The organism is Brevibacterium spongiae, from assembly GCF_026168515.1.
Classification (GTDB): Bacteria; Actinomycetota; Actinomycetes; order Actinomycetales; family Brevibacteriaceae; genus Brevibacterium; species Brevibacterium spongiae.
The window spans coordinates 1,160,799-1,176,245 of sequence record NZ_CP093443.1 but is presented as its reverse complement, the minus strand read 5'-3'; the positions used below and the strand labels follow the sequence as shown (position 1 = coordinate 1,176,245).

General features: G+C 64.7%; 13 protein-coding genes and 1 tRNA gene. 5 read left to right on the top strand and 9 right to left on the bottom strand.

Annotation, left to right across the window (positions count from 1 at the left end):
* Window positions 1-162: 162 nt before the first annotated feature.
* The 3 genes from L1F31_RS05185 to L1F31_RS05175 are packed head-to-tail and all read right to left on the bottom strand — an operon-like array spanning window position 163 to window position 5,038.
* Complete coding sequence (locus tag L1F31_RS05185; RefSeq protein WP_265419606.1) at window positions 163-1,335, bottom strand: acyl-CoA dehydrogenase family protein; 1,173 nt, start codon at window positions 1,333-1,335, stop codon at window positions 163-165.
* A 47-nt stretch (window positions 1,336-1,382) separates the two neighbouring features.
* The gene (locus L1F31_RS05180; protein ID WP_265419605.1) at window positions 1,383-3,401 is read right to left on the bottom strand and encodes an acetyl/propionyl/methylcrotonyl-CoA carboxylase subunit alpha; all 2,019 of its coding nucleotides are present in this window, start codon (window positions 3,399-3,401) and stop codon (window positions 1,383-1,385) included.
* Between the two features lie 23 nt (window positions 3,402-3,424).
* On the bottom strand, window positions 3,425-5,038 hold the full coding sequence (locus L1F31_RS05175) for a carboxyl transferase domain-containing protein (protein WP_265419604.1): 1,614 nt from the start codon (window positions 5,036-5,038) through the stop codon (window positions 3,425-3,427).
* A 71-nt stretch (window positions 5,039-5,109) separates the two neighbouring features.
* Between L1F31_RS05175 and L1F31_RS05170 the strand changes: the two genes are divergently transcribed.
* On the top strand, window positions 5,110-5,787 hold the full coding sequence (locus L1F31_RS05170) for a TetR/AcrR family transcriptional regulator (protein WP_283255787.1): 678 nt from the start codon (window positions 5,110-5,112) through the stop codon (window positions 5,785-5,787).
* 33 nt (window positions 5,788-5,820) lie between these two features.
* Here the strand turns inward: L1F31_RS05170 and L1F31_RS05165 are convergent, their stop codons facing one another.
* From L1F31_RS05165 to L1F31_RS05155, 3 genes are all read right to left on the bottom strand, one after another.
* A complete protein-coding gene (locus L1F31_RS05165; RefSeq protein ID WP_265419603.1) occupies window positions 5,821-6,741 on the bottom strand; it encodes an NADP-dependent oxidoreductase in 921 nt (306 codons plus the stop codon).
* Window positions 6,742-6,880: 139 nt separating this feature from the next.
* A complete protein-coding gene (locus tag L1F31_RS05160) occupies window positions 6,881-9,058 on the bottom strand; it encodes a 3-hydroxyacyl-CoA dehydrogenase NAD-binding domain-containing protein (RefSeq protein ID WP_265419602.1) in 2,178 nt (725 codons plus the stop codon).
* Between the two features lies 1 nt (window position 9,059).
* Window positions 9,060-10,268 (bottom strand): acetyl-CoA C-acetyltransferase, encoded by a 1,209-nt coding sequence (locus tag L1F31_RS05155; RefSeq protein WP_265419601.1) that lies wholly within the window; start codon window positions 10,266-10,268, stop codon window positions 9,060-9,062.
* 289 nt (window positions 10,269-10,557) lie between these two features.
* Between L1F31_RS05155 and L1F31_RS05150 the strand changes: the two genes are divergently transcribed.
* Window positions 10,558-11,319, top strand: a complete 762-nt coding sequence (locus tag L1F31_RS05150; protein WP_265419600.1) for a hypothetical protein — start codon at window positions 10,558-10,560, stop codon at window positions 11,317-11,319.
* A 95-nt stretch (window positions 11,320-11,414) separates the two neighbouring features.
* Window positions 11,415-11,828 carry a hypothetical protein gene (locus L1F31_RS05145; protein WP_265419599.1) on the top strand — a complete coding sequence of 138 codons (414 nt, stop codon included), beginning with the start codon at window positions 11,415-11,417 and terminating at the stop codon, window positions 11,826-11,828.
* Window positions 11,829-11,952: 124 nt separating this feature from the next.
* Here the strand turns inward: L1F31_RS05145 and L1F31_RS05140 are convergent, their stop codons facing one another.
* Window positions 11,953-12,273 carry a hypothetical protein gene (locus tag L1F31_RS05140; RefSeq protein ID WP_265419598.1) on the bottom strand — a complete coding sequence of 107 codons (321 nt, stop codon included), beginning with the start codon at window positions 12,271-12,273 and terminating at the stop codon, window positions 11,953-11,955.
* An 11-nt stretch (window positions 12,274-12,284) separates the two neighbouring features.
* Window positions 12,285-12,917: a hypothetical protein gene (locus L1F31_RS05135; protein WP_265419597.1), complete on the bottom strand. Its 633-nt coding sequence runs from the start codon at window positions 12,915-12,917 to the stop codon at window positions 12,285-12,287.
* 182 nt (window positions 12,918-13,099) lie between these two features.
* Between L1F31_RS05135 and L1F31_RS05130 the strand changes: the two genes are divergently transcribed.
* Window positions 13,100-13,936, top strand: a complete 837-nt coding sequence (locus L1F31_RS05130) for a tyrosine-type recombinase/integrase (RefSeq protein WP_429860946.1) — start codon at window positions 13,100-13,102, stop codon at window positions 13,934-13,936.
* A 77-nt stretch (window positions 13,937-14,013) separates the two neighbouring features.
* On the opposite strand, the gene L1F31_RS05125 is transcribed toward L1F31_RS05130, so the two are convergent.
* Window positions 14,014-14,086: transfer RNA gene (locus L1F31_RS05125), tRNA-Thr, on the bottom strand.
* A gap of 242 nt (window positions 14,087-14,328) precedes the next feature.
* On the opposite strand from L1F31_RS05125, the gene L1F31_RS05120 reads away from it, so the two are divergent.
* Window positions 14,329-15,447 carry a M20/M25/M40 family metallo-hydrolase gene (locus tag L1F31_RS05120; protein WP_265419595.1) on the top strand — a complete coding sequence of 373 codons (1,119 nt, stop codon included), beginning with the start codon at window positions 14,329-14,331 and terminating at the stop codon, window positions 15,445-15,447.

Sequence of the window (15,447 nt, the reverse complement as noted above, 5' to 3'; positions counted from 1 at the left end):
GCCGTTCCCTCCGCCCCGGTTCGACCGCCCCATGAACGACCCCGCCGAGGCGTCCCTGCGCTTCCGTGCGGAAGTGCAGGGCCGCCTCGGCGGGCGGGATTCGGGTCCGAACCCGAACCGACTCAGCGTGCGACACTGAGTCTCAACTCGCGAACCCGATGCTCAGAGTCCGAGTTCGCGGGCGATGAGCATGAGCTGGACCTCGGTGGTGCCTTCGCCGACCTCGAGGATCTTCGAGTCGCGGTAGTGCCGGGCCACGAGGTATTCGTTCATGAAGCCGTAGCCGCCGTGGATCTGTGTGGCGTCGCGGGCGTTGTCCATGGCCGCCTCGCCGGCGATCATCTTCGCGATGGCCGCTTCCTTCTTGAACGGCAGGCCGGCGAGCATCCGGGAGGCCGCGAGGTAGTAGGCCGAACGGGCGGCGACGACGCGGGCCTCCATGCGGGCGATCTTGAAGGAGATGCCCTGGAAGTCGGCGATCGGCTTGCCGAAGGCCTGGCGTTCCTTCGCATACTTCACGGATTCGTCGACGCATCCCTGTGCGGCGCCGACGGACAGTGCGCCCACGGCGATGCGGCCTTCGTCGAGGATGCGCAGGAAGTTCGCGTAGCCGCGTCCGCGTTCGCCGAGCAGGTTCTCTTCGGGCACCTGCACATTGTCGAAGGTCAGCGGGTGCGTGTCCGAGGAGTTCCAGCCGACCTTGTCATAGGCCGGTTCGGCGGTGAAGCCCGGTGTGCCGGTGGGGATCATGATCGTCGAGATCTCCGGGACTTCGCGTCCCGACTTCGACGTCCGGGTCCCGGTCACGGCGGTGGCGGTGACGAGGCGGGTGATGTCGGTGCCGGAGTTCGTGATGAAGCACTTGCTGCCATTGATGGTCCAGGTGCCGCCCTCCAACGTGGCCTTGGTCCGGGTGCCGCCGGCATCGGATCCGGCTTCGGGTTCGGTCAGACCGAAGGCGGCCAGGCCCGAGGCGTCGGTGAGCTTGGGCAGCCATTCCTTCTTCTGCTCCTCGGTGCCGAAGCGGTAGATCGGCATCGCGCCGAGCGAGACACCGGCTTCGAGGGTGATGGCCAGGGACTGGTTGACCCGGCCGAGTTCCTCGATGGCCAGGCACAGGGCGAAGTAGTCCCCGCCCATTCCGCCGTACTCTTCGTCGAAGGGCAGACCGAACAGGCCCATCTGCCCCATCTTCGCGACGAGGTCGTAGGGGAACTCGTGCTTGGCGTCGAGTTCGGCCGAGACGGGTGCGACCTCTTCGTCGGCGAACTTCGCGACGCCGGCCCGCAGGTCTTCGTATTCTTCGGGCAGCATGCCCGGAACAAAGGTTTCCATTGTTTCCTCCCCGCTTGTGGCGTGGTTGTGGTTGAGCTGACTGGTGATCATTCGGCGGCGGTTTCGCCGATGCCTGCCTCTTCTGCGGTGTCCTCGTCGACGACGGTGGCCAGCACTTCGTCGAGTCCGACCTGGGCGCCTTCGACGGCGGTGACGGAGACGATGCCTGCGGCGGGTGCCGTGAGCACGTGCTCCATCTTCATCGCCTCGATGACGACGATCGGATCTCCCTGTTCCACTGCGTCCCCGGTCTCGACCTTGATATCGACGACGGAGCCGGGCATCGGGGCGAGCACCTCTGCGCCTTCGAGTCCCGGAGTCAGCGACGAGTCTGCCAGCGGTCGGCTGAAGACGTGGATCCCTTCGGCGCTGCTCACCCAGATGGTGCGGTCGCGGGCATCGGAGAAGATCCGTCCGGTGTGCTGGATGCCGTCGAGTTCGACGTGCCAGACACCGTCGGCGTCGACCTCGACGGCCGCTGCGCGGGCGTCGACTTCAAGCGTCTTGCCCCCGGTCGCCAGGGCGAGCGTGGGACGGAAGTCCGGCCGTGAGGTCCGCCAGGCACTCGGACCTGCCCACGCTGAGGCGGCCGGCCGGTTCGCTGAGAGCTCAGTTGCCGTGATCGGCCCGGTGAGACTCGTTCCGGCCGCTCCCCCGGTGACGGTGACGGCGGCTGCCGCCAGCTGCGCGTGGGTCTCACCGGCGGTGTGCGCCAGCTGCTCCTCGCTGAGGTTGTCGATGAGTGAGGTGTCGAGGTTACCGGCGACCACCTCGGGCAGGGCGAGCAGCGTGCGCAGGAAGTCGATGTTCGTCACGATCCCCGGCACCGCCGCGGCGGCGAGCGCGGAATCGAGGCGGGCGATGGCCTGAGCGCGGTCGTCGGCGCGGACGATGAGCTTGGCGATCATCGGGTCGTAGTCCGAGACGATGGTCTGCCCGGCGTCGAGTCCGGCGTCGACGCGGATGCCCTCCCCTGCGGGGAAGACGACGTCGAGGGCGCGACCACCGGTGGGCAGGAATCCTCGCGAGGGATCCTCGGCGTAGATGCGGGCCTCGATCGAGTGCCCGGTCATCGTGATGTCGTCCTGGGTCAGCGGCAGCGGTGCCCCGGTGCCGACGAGCAGCTGGAGTTCGACGAGGTCGACTCCGGTGACCTCCTCGGTGACGGGGTGCTCGACCTGGAGTCGGGTGTTCATCTCCATGAAGAAGAACTCGTCGGGTCGGTCGGCTCCGACGATGAATTCGACGGTGCCGGCGCCGACGTAGCCGACGGACTTCGCGGTCTCGCAGGCGGCCTGGCCGATCCGGGCGCGGGTCGCTTCGTCGAGCAGTGCCGACGGCGCCTCCTCGATGACCTTCTGGTGGCGGCGCTGCAGGGAGCATTCGCGTTCGCCGAGGTGGATGACGTTGCCGTGCGAATCGGCCATGATCTGGACTTCGATGTGGCGTGGGGTGGCGACGAGGCGTTCGAGGAACAGGGTGTCATCGCCGAAGGAGCTCGCAGCTTCACGGCGAGCGGTCTTCAGCGCCTCGGGCAGCTTCTCGGCCTCGAACACCGCGTGCATGCCCTTGCCGCCGCCACCGGCGGAGGGCTTGATGAGCACGGGGAAGCCGATGTCGGACGAGGCGGCGATGAGGGCCTCGTCGCTCATGGCGGCGTCCTTCGTGCCGGGCACGAGCGGGACGCCGCGGGAGGATACGGCCTGCTTCGCGGTGATCTTGTCGCCCATGGTCCGGATCGCCTCGGCGCCGGGACCGAGGAAGACGATTCCGGCGGATTCGCAGGCGGCGGAGAATTCGGCGTTCTCGGACAGGAACCCGTAGCCGGGATGGATGGCCTGCGCGCCGGTGGCCTGAGCGGCGGCGATGACCTTGTCGATGCGCAGGTAGGACTCGGAGGCGGCGGCCGGGCCGAGGTGGACGGCGGTGTCGGCGGCCTTGACGTGGGCGGCGTGGGCGTCGGCGTCCGAGTAGACGGCGACGGTGCGGATGCCCAGGCGGCGGCAGGTGCGGATGACGCGCAGGGCGATCTCGCCGCGGTTGGCGATGAGGACTGTGGTGAACATAGAAGGGGTCGACATAGAGGGGCTCACATTCTGAAGACGCCGTAGCCGCTGGCGTTCAGCGGGCGTTCCATCGGTCCGAAGCGGGCGAGTTCGAGGGCCAGCGCCAGGACCTGACGGGTGTCACCGGGTTCGATGATGCCGTCGTCCCACAGGCGTGCCGTCGAGTAGTACGGATTGCCTTGGGCTTCGTACTGGTCGCGGATGGGCTGCTTGAAGGTGTCTTCATCCTCGGCGCTCCACTCTTCTCCGCGGCCTTCGATCTGGTCGCGCTTGACAGTGGAGAGCACGCTGGCGGCCTGCTCGCCGCCCATCACGGAGATGCGGGCGTTGGGCCACATCCACAGGAAGCGCGGAGAGTAGGCGCGGCCGCACATCGAGTAGTTGCCGGCGCCGAAGGAGCCGCCGATGACGACGGTGAACTTCGGGACGCGGGCTGTGGCGACGGCGTTGACCATCTTCGCTCCGTGCTTGGCGATGCCGCCGGCTTCGTAGTCGCGGCCGACCATGAAGCCGGAGATGTTCTGCAGGAAGATCAGCGGCACGCTGCGCTGATCGCAGAGTTCGATGAAGTGGGCGCCCTTCTGTGCGGATTCGCCGAAGAGGATGCCGTTGTTCGCGACGATACCCACCGGGTGGCCGTCGAGATGGGCGAAGCCGGTGACGAGGCTCGTGCCGTATTCGGCCTTGAACTCGTGGAACTCGGAGCCGTCGACGAGGCGGGCGATGACTTCGTGAACGTCGTACGGTGTGCGCGAATCGACAGGCACGACCGAGGTCAGTTCTTCAGGAGAGTGAGCAGGCTCGCGCGGTTCGGTGACGTCCCAGTTCGGCTGCGCTTTGGGGCCGAGCGTCGAGACGATGTCGCGCATGATCTCCAGGGCGTGAGGGTCATTGGCCGCGAGATGGTCGGTCACACCCGAGACACGGGAGTGCAGGGCTCCTCCGCCGAGTTCTTCGGCAGTGACTTCCTCGCCTGTGGCGGCCTTGACCAGGGGTGGGCCGCCGAGGAAGATCGTGCCCTGTTCGGAGACGATGATCGATTCATCGGCCATGGCGGGCACGTAGGCACCGCCTGCGGTGCAGGATCCCAGGACGGCGGCCAGCTGCGGGATGCCCGCGGCCGAGAGCGTCGCCTGGTTGTAGAAGATGCGGCCGAAGTGCTCGCGGTCGGGGAACACGTCGTCCTGGTTCGGCAGGTTCGCACCGCCCGAGTCGACGAGGTAGATGCAGGGCAGGTTGTTGTCCTTGGCGACTTCCTGAGCCCGCAGGTGCTTCTTCACCGTCACCGGGTAGTAGGTGCCGCCCTTGACGGTGGCGTCGTTGGCGACGATCACGCATTCGCGACCTGCCACTCGACCGATGCCGGTGATGATTCCCGCGCCCGGGCTCGCATCGTCGTACATGCCGTTCGCGGCTAGCGGCGAGAGCTCGAGGAAAGGTGTGCCGGGGTCGAGCAGGTGCTCGACGCGGTCGCGCGGCAGCAGTTTGCCTCGATCGATGTGACGCTGCCGGGATTTCTCCGATCCGCCTCGGGCGGTGGTCCGGACGCGCTCACGGAGTTCAGCGATGAGTTCGGCGTGGGCGTCGGCATTGACCTGCCCCGCTGCCGGACTGACCGCAGTTCCCACTGCTCTCATTCCATCCTCATTTCAGTTAATATCAGTTAACTGACTGCTATGATACTGCTCACAGACGAAAGTGACAATGCGTGAGCACGGAGCGTGTGAAGGGAGGCGAGGTCATGGGCACGACCGATGAGAGCGCGGCGCAGACGGGTTCGACCGGCCTGCCGAAGGCGCCCACCCGGGCAGAGGCGAAGGCGGCGCGACGCGAGCAGCTGCTGGCCGTGGCCAAGACGCTCTACGCCCGCCACGGCTTCCACGGGGTGAGGCTCGATGACTTGGGCAAGGGGGCCGGGATCTCGGCCCCGGCCGTCTACCGGCATTTCTCGTCGAAGGAGGCCGTGCTCGAGGAGCTCCTCGTCGGCATCTCGGAATACCTGCAGTCGGGTGGGGAGAGGATCGTCGCCGAGGCGGCCGCCCCCGATTCCGCGGAAGCAGCTGAGACGCTGCGCCGCCTCATCGACTTCCATGTCGGGTTCGCGATGAGCGAGCCCGAGCTCATCCGGATCCAGGACCGCGACCTCGCGGCTCTGCCGGAGGAGTCTCGCCGGACGGTGCGCCGCCTGCAGCGTGCTTATGTCAGCCGCTGGGCCGAGGTCGTCCGGGCAGCACACCCGGGCTGGACGCTTGAGACGTCGACGGTCCGGGTCCACGCGGTGTTCGGGATGATGAATTCGACCCCGCACCAGGCCCGGCGCTCCAGCGCCGAGGTGGTCGGGGTCGAACTGCGTGCAGCAGCGGCGGCCGCACTGGAGATCAGCTGAGTTCTCAGCTCAGGAACTCACCCGACGTGAGCCTCAGGGGACGATGACGAGCTTGCCGCGCACGTGCCCGGTGGCGCTGTCCTTGAACGCCTGCGGAACCTCGTCGAGGCCGTAGGTCTGCGCGATGTCGACGGACAGTTTGCCTTCATCGACGAGGAGGCCGAGTCGGGCGGTCTCGTCCCCGTCGGGACGCACCCAGATGTAGCGACCGCCGTGTTCGGCGACCGTCGGATCGGCCACGGAGGCATGGCTGCCGTCCTCGGCGAGCACGGCCAGCGTGTCATCGAGGACTCCCCCAACGAAGTCGGCAACTCCGTCGACCTTCCCGCCGGCTGCGGCGAGCACGCGTTCGGCCAGCCCTTCGCCGTAGGTGACGGGTTCGGCGCCGAGTCCGCGCAGATAGTCGTGGTTGGCCTCCGAGGCGGTGCCGATGACGCGGGCGCCCGCTGCGCGAGCGATCTGCACCGCGAAGCCGCCCACTCCTCCGGCTGCGCCGTGGATGAGCACCGTGCGACCCTCGAGAGCCCCGAGGGAATTGAGGGTGCGCAGCGCCGTGCCGCCGGCGAGCGGAAGCGCTCCGGCCTGCTCCCAGCTGAGGCTCTTCGGCTTCGCCGCGACCGCCCGAACCGGCACGGCGACCTTCTCTGCGAAAGTTCCTGTGCTCAGAACGTCCTTGCGTGCGTAGGCGATGACCTCATCGCCGATGGAGAATTCCGGGGTGTCGAAGCCGAGTCCGACGACCACCCCGGCGACGTCCCACCCCGGGGTGACGGGGAACTGAGTGGGCATGAACGCGTCGAGGTGACCGCCGACGAGCTTCCAATCGACCGGGTTGACCCCGGCGGCCTTGACCTCGATGAGCACCGAGGCGGGCGGCAGTTTCGGATCGGGCAGATCACGGACGGTGATGTCGTCGAAGTTCTCGGTGTAGGCGTCGTAGACGGCTGCGCGCATAGCAATGGCCTTCCGGTTGGTGTCAGTCGCACTGAGGTGACAGTGTGACTGGACAACACCGGAAGGCCATCGGGCTATTCCTGCGGGGCCGACCGCCTCGGCGATTGCCCTGGCAGTCCGCCCTCACAAGACCTGCGAATCATTCGTAGGTCTGACCGGTCTTCGCCCGCTCGACCAGGGAGGCCGGCGGAGTGAAGTGCTCGCCGTACTTCGCGGCGAGATCATTCGCGCGCTCGACGAAGCCGGCAAGTCCGCCCTCGTACTGGTTGACGTACTGGAGGACGCCGCCGGTCCAGGCGGGGAATCCGATGCCGAAGATCGATCCGATGTTCGCATCCGGCACCGAGGTCAGCACACCCTCGTCGAGGCATTTGATCGTTTCGATCGCCTCGGCGAAGAGCATGCGCTCCTGCAGGTCGGCGAAGGGCTGATCGTTCGACCCGGACTCGTACTTCTCACGCACACCCTGCCACAGCGCGGTGCGCTTGCCGGACTCGTCGTAGTCGTAGAAGCCGGCGCCGTCCTTGCGTCCGGTGCGCCCCTGCTCGACCATCCAGTTGAAGACCGCCTCTGAGGGGTGCTCGACCCAGGTGCCGCCGGCGGCCTCGACCGCATCGCGGGTCTCCTGGTTGATCTTCTGCGACAGCGTGAGCGTCAGCTCGTCGAGCAGCTGCAGGGCACCGGTGGGGTATCCGGCCTGCAGCGCTGCCTGTTCGACGCTCGCCGGCTCCACGCCTTCGCCGACGGCGGCGACCGCCTCGGCGATGAAGGTGCCGATGACGCGGGAGGTGAAGAATCCGCGTGAGTCGTTGACGACGATCGGTGTCTTCTTGATCTGCTGCACGAGGTCGAAGGTGCGGGCGAGGACCTCATCGGAGGTGTTCTCACCGCAGATGATCTCGACCAGCGGCATCTTGTCGGCGGGTGAGAAGAAGTGGACGCCGATGAAGTCCTTGTCCCGGTTCACTCCCTTGGCCAGCTCAGTGATCGGCAGGGTCGAGGTGTTCGAACCGAGAACTGCATCGGGTTCGACGATGTCCTGGATCTCGCCGAAGACCTTCTGCTTGAGGTCGACGGATTCGAAGACCGCTTCGATGACGAAGTCGACGTCGGCGAAGTCCTCGGCCGACGCACTCGGGGTGATCCGATCGAGGACAGCCTTGGACTTCTCCTCGGTGGTCTTGCCCTTGGCCAGGGCCGATTCCTCACGCTTGGCGGCGTAGGCCTTGCCCTTCTCGGCGTTGACGAGTTCGACGTCCTTGAGCACGACGTCGATGCCCGACTTCGCGGCGCTGTAGGCGATCGCGGCACCCATCATTCCGGCGCCGATCACGCCGAGCTTCTTCACGGGTCGAGGCGTGAAGCCGTCGGGGCGGGAGCCTCCGGAGTTGATGTGGCCGAGGTCGAAGAAGAACGCCTTGATCATGTTCTTCGCCACCGGGGTGTGGGTGAGATTGACGAAGTAGCGGGATTCGACCGTCATTGCTGTGTCGATGTCGACCTGCGCGCCTTCGACGGCTGCGGCGACCACGGCGCGCGGAGCCGGCATCGGCGCACCCTTGCCCTGCTTGCGCAGCAGGGACGGCAGCGCGGGAAGCATGGCGCCGATCTTCGGCGAGGAGGGGGATCCGCCGGGGATCTTGAAGCCCTTGACGTCCCAGGGCTGCACGGCCTCCGGGTTCTCCTTGATCCAGGCTTTCGCCCGCGCTTCGAGTTCGGCCGCTGGAGCGAGTTCGTCGATGAGTCCCAGCGCCTGAGCGTCGGCGGCCTTGAACTTCGTCGAAGGCAGGATCGCCTTCTGCAGTGCGTCCTGGATGCCGAGCATGCGCACCGAGCGGGCGACGCCGCCGCCTCCGGGCAGCAGTCCGAGGGAGACTTCGGGGAAGCCGAAGCGGGCGCTCGGGTTGTCGTCGGCCGCGATCCGATGGTGGGCGGCCAGGGCGAGTTCGAGTCCGCCGCCCAGGGCCGCGCCGCCGAGGGCGGCGACAACGGGTTTGCCGAAGGTCTCGAGGCGGCGCAGCACCTTCTTGAGGTGCTCAACGGTCGCGAACTCCTCTGCGGCATTGGCCGGGTCGGCTTCACGCAGCTTGTTGAGGTTGCCACCGGCGAAGAAGGTCTTCTTCGGAGAGGTGAGGACGACACCGGTGATGTCATCGACGTTGGCCTCGAGCCATTCCACGGTCGCCTCGAGGGCGGCGGCGAAATAGTCGTTCATGGTGTTGACCTTGGCACCCGGCTCGTCGATGACGACGGTGACGATGCCATCGGCATCGGTTGTGCGCTGGTAGTCGGCAGCATTCGTTTCAGTGTTCGTCATGTCAGACCCTTTCGATGATCGTCGCGATGCCCATGCCTGCGCCGATGCACAGGGTGACGAGTCCACGCTTGAGGTCGCGGCGCTCGAGTTCGTCGAGCACGGTGCCCAGAATCATGGCCCCGGTCGCACCCAGCGGGTGGCCCATGGCGATGGCTCCGCCGTTGACGTTGACCTTGTCGTGGGGGATGTTGAGGTCCTTCATCCACTTGAGGACGACGGCGGCGAATGCCTCGTTGAGCTCGAACAGGTCGATGTCGTCGACGGTCATTCCGGCCTTGTCGAGGGCCTTCTTCGTTGCCGGGGTTGGCCCGGTGAGCATGATGGTGGGTTCGGAGCCGGTGACTGCGGTGGAGACGATGCGGGCGCGGGGCTTCATTCCCATCGTCTGGCCCACTGCTTCGTCGCCGAGGATGACGAGCGAGGCTCCGTCGACGATTCCCGAGGAGTTCGCTGCGGTGTGGACGTGGTCGATGGCTTCGATCCAGTGGTACTTCTGCAGAGCCACCTCGTCGAATCCGGTCTGCGCGGCGAGCTTGGCGAAGGCCGGGTTCAACGTCGACAGCGATTCCACAGTCGAGCCGGGGCGCATGTGTTCGTCGGTGTCGAGCAGGGTCACACCGTTGATGTCCTTGACAGGGATGATCGAACGGTCGAAATAGCCGTTGTCCCAGGCGTTGGCCGCACGCTTCTGCGACTCAGCGGCGAATTCATCGACGTCGGTGCGGCTGAATCCCTCGGTGGTCGCGATGAGGTCGGCGCCGATTCCCTGTGGGACGAAGTAGGTGTCGTAGTTCGTCGTCGGATCCTGCGCCCAGGCACCACCGTCGGATCCGAGGGGAACGCGCGACATGGACTCGACACCACCGGCGAGGACGAGGTTCTCGAATCCGCTGCCCACCTTCTGCGCGGCGAGGTTGACGGCTTCGAGGCCGGAGCCGCAGAAGCGGTTGACCTGGACGCCGGCGACGGACTCGTCGAGTCCTGCGACGATGGCGGCGACGCGGGCGATGTCGGAGCCCTGTTCGCCGACCGGGGACACAACGCCGAGCACCATGTCGTCGATGGCCTTGTCGTCCAGGTCCGGGTTGCGCTCGCGCAGGGCGTCGATGAGCCCGGTCACGAGATCGATGGGTTTGACGCTGTGCAGCGCTCCGCCGCGGTTCTTTCCGCGCGGCGTGCGCACCGCATCATAGATGTACGCTTCGCTCATGTGGTCCCCACAATGCTGATCGATCGTTCAGTAACTTCTGCCATCACCATTCAATACCAGATTGCTGTGAGGGTCAACACAGACGGACGGCAGGTCTCGGCCGCGTCAGGAGCCTTTGACAGACGGTCGAGTTTCAGTCCAGAAGGGCATGCGACGGCCCGGGGCGACGCCGCGAGATTCTGCACAGACAGCTTCAGCACAACCGGACGTCTCCAGAACAACCGGATACCTTCGGAACAAGTAGAGTCGACGCCTGAGAGCATTCATCATTGCGAAAACGAGGACTCACTTGATCTCATCACGTCGCTCCCGGGCATATACAGCGGTGGCGGCGGGGGCTGCCCTCATCGGTCTATCGGCCTGCGGCGGGGGTTCATCGAACTCGGCCGACGGCGGCGGGGACGCGGATCCGATCGAAGTCGTTTCGCAGCCCGACTATGAGGGCAAGCCGATCGATCTGGACCTGCCGACCCACTCCTCGGGCGCTTTCGAGTTCGACAAGTGGCCCTCGGCCTGCGCACTGACCGACGAGGAGTCTGTCAAGGCGGTACTCCCCGGCGTGGTCGAAATCGGGCAGAAGCCCACCCCAACGAAGATGACGATCATCTCCATCGGATCCGGCGGCGGCAATGAGGAGAACACCATCCCGGAAGGCATGTGCCTGACGAGCACCGGCTTTGACCTCGACGGGCTGAGACTGGACGACGGCAATGTGGTCGTCAACCTCACCACCCGAATCCTGCAAGCCGGCGATGCCGACTACATCAAGAAGAATGGCGAGCTGCCGCAAGGTGAGGAGAAGTTCGACCTCGGCGAGGCCAAGTGCGTGCAGGCACCGCAGAACATTACGTGCGGGCTGGAGAACATCGTGTTCGAGATGAACATCGACGCACGACTTTACGAACAGTACGGTCACCCCGAGGGCAGCCTCTACTCGGTCAACGGCGAAGAGATCGATTACTCCAGCGACACCGAGGGCTTCATGACGATGAGCGAAGAGAAGATCCTCAAACCCATCGCCGAGATCGCGGTCGGACGACTCTCCTCCTGACTTCCTTCTTCGGGAGCATGTGGCTCTAACTTTATAAATCACGCCCGCAGTCATTATCATTGAGCCACCTAACACTCTTAGCCTCCTGGAGAATCATGACCGCGATCATTCCTGCCCGATTCCTGTCCGCCCGATGGGGCGCGAAGTTCCTGGCGCTGTTCCTGGCCATGGGTCTGCTCGCCAGCCCCATCGTGCTCGACGCGCCGCCGGCCGATGCCGCCACGAAGAAGTGCGCCGTGAAGATGTCGAATTCGAAGCCGCGCCAGTACTCGAATACCTGGGTCAACGTCTCGAAGGTCGGGTCGAAGGCCAAGGTCGAGACGCTCGCTCACTACAAGACGACGAAGAAGAAGAAGAAGGCCACCGCCTCATCCAAGGGCAAGGCCTCGCTGAAGTATTACATTTCGGGAGCTACGCCCGGCAAGTCGGTCAAGGTGACGGTGACGGCGAAGAAGGGCAAGACGACATGGAAGTGCTCCACGTCATTCAAGCCTGTGAAGAAGCGCTGACCCCGGCGAATAGTCTCACTGCACTAAACGCGGAAACACGAACGGCCCGCGCTAACGAGCGCGGGCCGCTTAGACGCTCATTCTGAGCGAAATGGGGCCGCGATTAGTGCGATAAAGGGCACTGCTATTCAGGGACAACCGCGAACGCGGATTCAGCTTCGTCCTCGTTCGGGTCAATGCCTTGCAGGCGGACTAGATCAGACTTCCTCGGCGTGCCGAATGAGGTAAACGGTTCGTCGTCGAGTTCAACAAACAACTCTACTCGGCGGCCGTTCTCGTTACTTTCTATCCAGTTGAGGACTTCCTGTAGGTCCCTGGCCCCTGAAAGTACGAACGCTTCGAGATTCCAGGATTCTCTTCCACTGCTCTCCCAGAAGTTGACTCGGTAAGTTGGCGAGTCATCAACGCACGACCCTTCAGAATGAACTGTTTCGTCCGCTCTCATCTCAATCCGTCTCACTCGGCTGGCGCGAAGGTCGCTGTGATCTCTTCGCTTACATCATTCGTAGCAGATTTCGGGTTGCCCTTCTTTCCGCAGGCCACCCAGGCCGATTTGCCATACTTCGCCTTCGTTGGAGCCGTTGCCAGTTTGTAGCCTTTCGGCGGCCGCATGACAGCCTGAGCCCAACCCTGGAACCTACCCGCTCCCGCGCTGCAAGAGACAACTCGGTTGTTCGAGATTGAGGTCTTGTTCGAGTTGTTCTTCATGCCAGCGGCCCACTGCTTGTTCTTCGGGCTAACTCGGATCAGAGAGTAGCTCAAGCCGAGCGCCGACACCTTCGCTTTACCGCCATTAAGGTATTTGCAGTTCACGCTAGCTGTTCCATTGATCGTTCCCTTCACGTGGTGGGAACCGTGCACATTGTGGACGCCGAGTTTACATTCAATGTAGCGGCCCGCGGCTTGCGGCTCAACGGACTCGGCTGTCGGACTTTCCGAGTCGAGAATTTTGACTGAAGACAGGTCAGCACTGTAGACCACCGCATCTTCGGATTTCTCTTCAGAGAGTTCGGACGTTGAGTCCGGTAAGGAGAGCTCTGCCTGGTCATCATCCGCGGATGCGGCTCCGATTCCAGTGAACGCGATCACACATACAAGTGGAATTGCGAAAAGCGCCCTGGATTTGGCACTAGGAAAGGCCATGTTCGAATCCTTCAGTCTCGTATCAAAATGCAGCCGTCGGGTGAGGCATTTTGAGCGTACTTAGGGCTGGTCCTTTTTCGCATCCTCTAAAAGTATGAAATTTCACCCGTTGTGCCACACTGGCGTCTATGGTTCCTGGCACTGTGCATGAGCCCTCCGAGCATGATCGGTTGATCCTCGATCCGGAGAAGACCACGCACACCGTGGCTGCGCGTGACGCGTTGTGCCGGCGCATCAACGTACCGGTCGAGAAGTACACTGTCGTGCTCGATGGGCTGGTGGATACGGACGCGGCCTACTGTTACGCCCCGGACGTTGTGGAACGGGTCAGGCGGCTACGAGCGGAACGGTTCGCGTTCGAACGCCGGCAAGGCCGGTGGAAGTCGTTCGTGTGCGACACCGCATATCACCCCGGTCTCGGTTTTTGCGGTGCCGGCTTGCTCGGCACCGGTGTTCGCATCGGTGAACTCCTCGCCATTCGTTGGGACGACGTCGACCTCGAAGCCACTCCCCCGACGATCTCAGTCATGGGCACCGTCACTCTGGGAGCGGATGGTGGTGGGATGCAGTATCAGTTGGCACCGAAGTCGGAGACCTCGAAACGGATCCTGTACCTGCCGACTATCGCGGCTGAAATCTTGCGGCGACAGTTTGAGGACCGGGAGTTCAGGTCGGAATCGGAGGCGGTGTTCGCGTCCGAGACCGGTACTTGGCGGGATCCGTCGAACTATCGGGCGCATTTCCGGCAAGTGCGGAAGATCGCGAAGCTTGATTGGGAGACGTCGAAGACGATCCACAAGACTGTCGTCACGACGATCTACACCGCGGACGGCATGGACGATGCGTCCCAGCAGCTTGGGCACTCTGAGGTTGGGGCGACGGCGAAGCACTACGTGCAACGGCTCATTATCGACCCGGCCTGTGTGATTGGGGCGCTCGACGAGTGGTTGCAAAGCGCATCGTAACCGCATTATTCGGTGTTCCGGGAAACGAGAAAGCCCCTCCCGAACCAGAGTAGTCCTGGTGGGAGGGGCTGTTGCCGAGCCGCCTGCGGGAATCGAACCCGCGACCTATTCATTACGAGTGAATCGCTCTGCCGACTGAGCTAAGGCGGCAACCGACCTAACCTTAGCCAACTTCTCCGGCGACGGTCAAAACGAGAGGGGCGCCTCGCCCCAGCTGCTGCAGAGATGTTCGTCACCCTCCTCCGCCGCCGCGCACGCCTCTTCCTCCCCGGGCCGCGAAAGCCATCGACCGGGCTCATGACCACGGCGAATCGGTCGGGCGCTCCCGGGCCCCGTCATGGAACCAGTTAACCTTGTAGACACAGCAGATCTACGACGAGAGGGAGACACCCGTGGCAGAGTTCGACTCCGACGATTTCATGAGCGACTTCCAAGCGCTCATCGAATGCGAGTCGTTCTCCAACGACCCCTCCTCGCTGGCTCGCAGCGCCCGGCTCGTCTCACGCATCGGCACCGGTCTGCTCGGCGCAGCCCCGCACATCATCGAAACGGATGACCACCCGCACGTGCTCTGGCGCTTCGGCTCCGGCCCGCGCAAGGTCGTCCTCATCGGCCACCACGACACCGTCTGGCCGACGGGAACGCTCAAGGATTTCCCTTACTCCGTCAAGGACGGTGTCGTCCGCGGTCCCGGCGCCGACGATATGAAGGGCGGTTTACTCATCGCCCTCTACGCGCTGGCGAAGGTCCGCGCCGAACTCGGCAGCCTCGACGGGGTCAGCCTCCTCATCACCGCCGACGAAGAGCTCGGCTCCCCCGGCTCCCGCCAGATCATCGAGGATGAAGCACGCGGAGCTAAAGCCGCTCTCGTCTTCGAAAGCGGAGCCGCCGACGGTGCTGTGAAGATCGCCCGCAAGGGTGTGGCGATCTATCAGCTCGAAGTCACCGGTCTGGCGTCCCACGCAGGTGTCGAGCCCGAGAAGGGCATCAACGCCACCATCGAGGTGGCCAACCAGGTCATCTCCGTCGCCGCACTGCACAAACCCTCAGTCGGCACCTCTGTCGTACCGACGGTGATGAAGAGCGGGTCGACGACGAACACCGTCCCTGCCAAGGCCGTCGTCGGCATCGACTCACGGGCCGCCTCGGCGAGTGAGCAGGTGCGCATCGATGACGCGCTGCGTGCACTGACTCCCACCGTCGCGGGCGCGAAGATCGAGCTCAAGGGCGGAATCAACCGTGCCCCGCTCGAAGAGGACATGGCCATGGGCCTCTACGCTCGCGCTCAGCGGCTGGCGGGTCGGCTCGGCCATCCTCCGCTGCGTTCGGTCGCCGTCGGCGGAGGTTCGGACGGCAACTTCACCGCTGGGGTAGGCACCCCGACCTTGGACGGTCTCGGCACCGTCGGCGGAGGCTCCCATGCCCGCACCGAACATGCCCTGCAGATCTGGATCCCCCGCCGCATCGAGCTCACCGCAGCGCTCGTCGCAGAACTCCTCAGCGACGACTGA

What these genes read in the sequence shown, in the direction of transcription:
- L1F31_RS05185 (WP_265419606.1), bottom strand. Translation starts at nt 1,335, where the DNA reads ATGGAAACCTTTGTTCCGGGCATGCTGCCCGAAGAATACGAAGACCTG.
- L1F31_RS05180 (WP_265419605.1), bottom strand. Translation starts at nt 3,401, where the DNA reads ATGTTCACCACAGTCCTCATCGCCAACCGCGGCGAGATCGCCCTGCGC.
- L1F31_RS05175 (WP_265419604.1), bottom strand. Translation starts at nt 5,038, where the DNA reads ATGAGAGCAGTGGGAACTGCGGTCAGTCCGGCAGCGGGGCAGGTCAAT.
- L1F31_RS05165 (WP_265419603.1), bottom strand. Translation starts at nt 6,741, where the DNA reads ATGCGCGCAGCCGTCTACGACGCCTACACCGAGAACTTCGACGACATC.
- L1F31_RS05160 (WP_265419602.1), bottom strand. Translation starts at nt 9,058, where the DNA reads ATGACGAACACTGAAACGAATGCTGCCGACTACCAGCGCACAACCGAT.
- L1F31_RS05155 (WP_265419601.1), bottom strand. Translation starts at nt 10,268, where the DNA reads ATGAGCGAAGCGTACATCTATGATGCGGTGCGCACGCCGCGCGGAAAG.
- L1F31_RS05145 (WP_265419599.1), top strand. Translation starts at nt 11,415, where the DNA reads ATGACCGCGATCATTCCTGCCCGATTCCTGTCCGCCCGATGGGGCGCG.
- L1F31_RS05140 (WP_265419598.1), bottom strand. Translation starts at nt 12,273, where the DNA reads ATGAGAGCGGACGAAACAGTTCATTCTGAAGGGTCGTGCGTTGATGAC.
- L1F31_RS05130 (WP_429860946.1), top strand. Translation starts at nt 13,100, where the DNA reads ATGGTTCCTGGCACTGTGCATGAGCCCTCCGAGCATGATCGGTTGATC.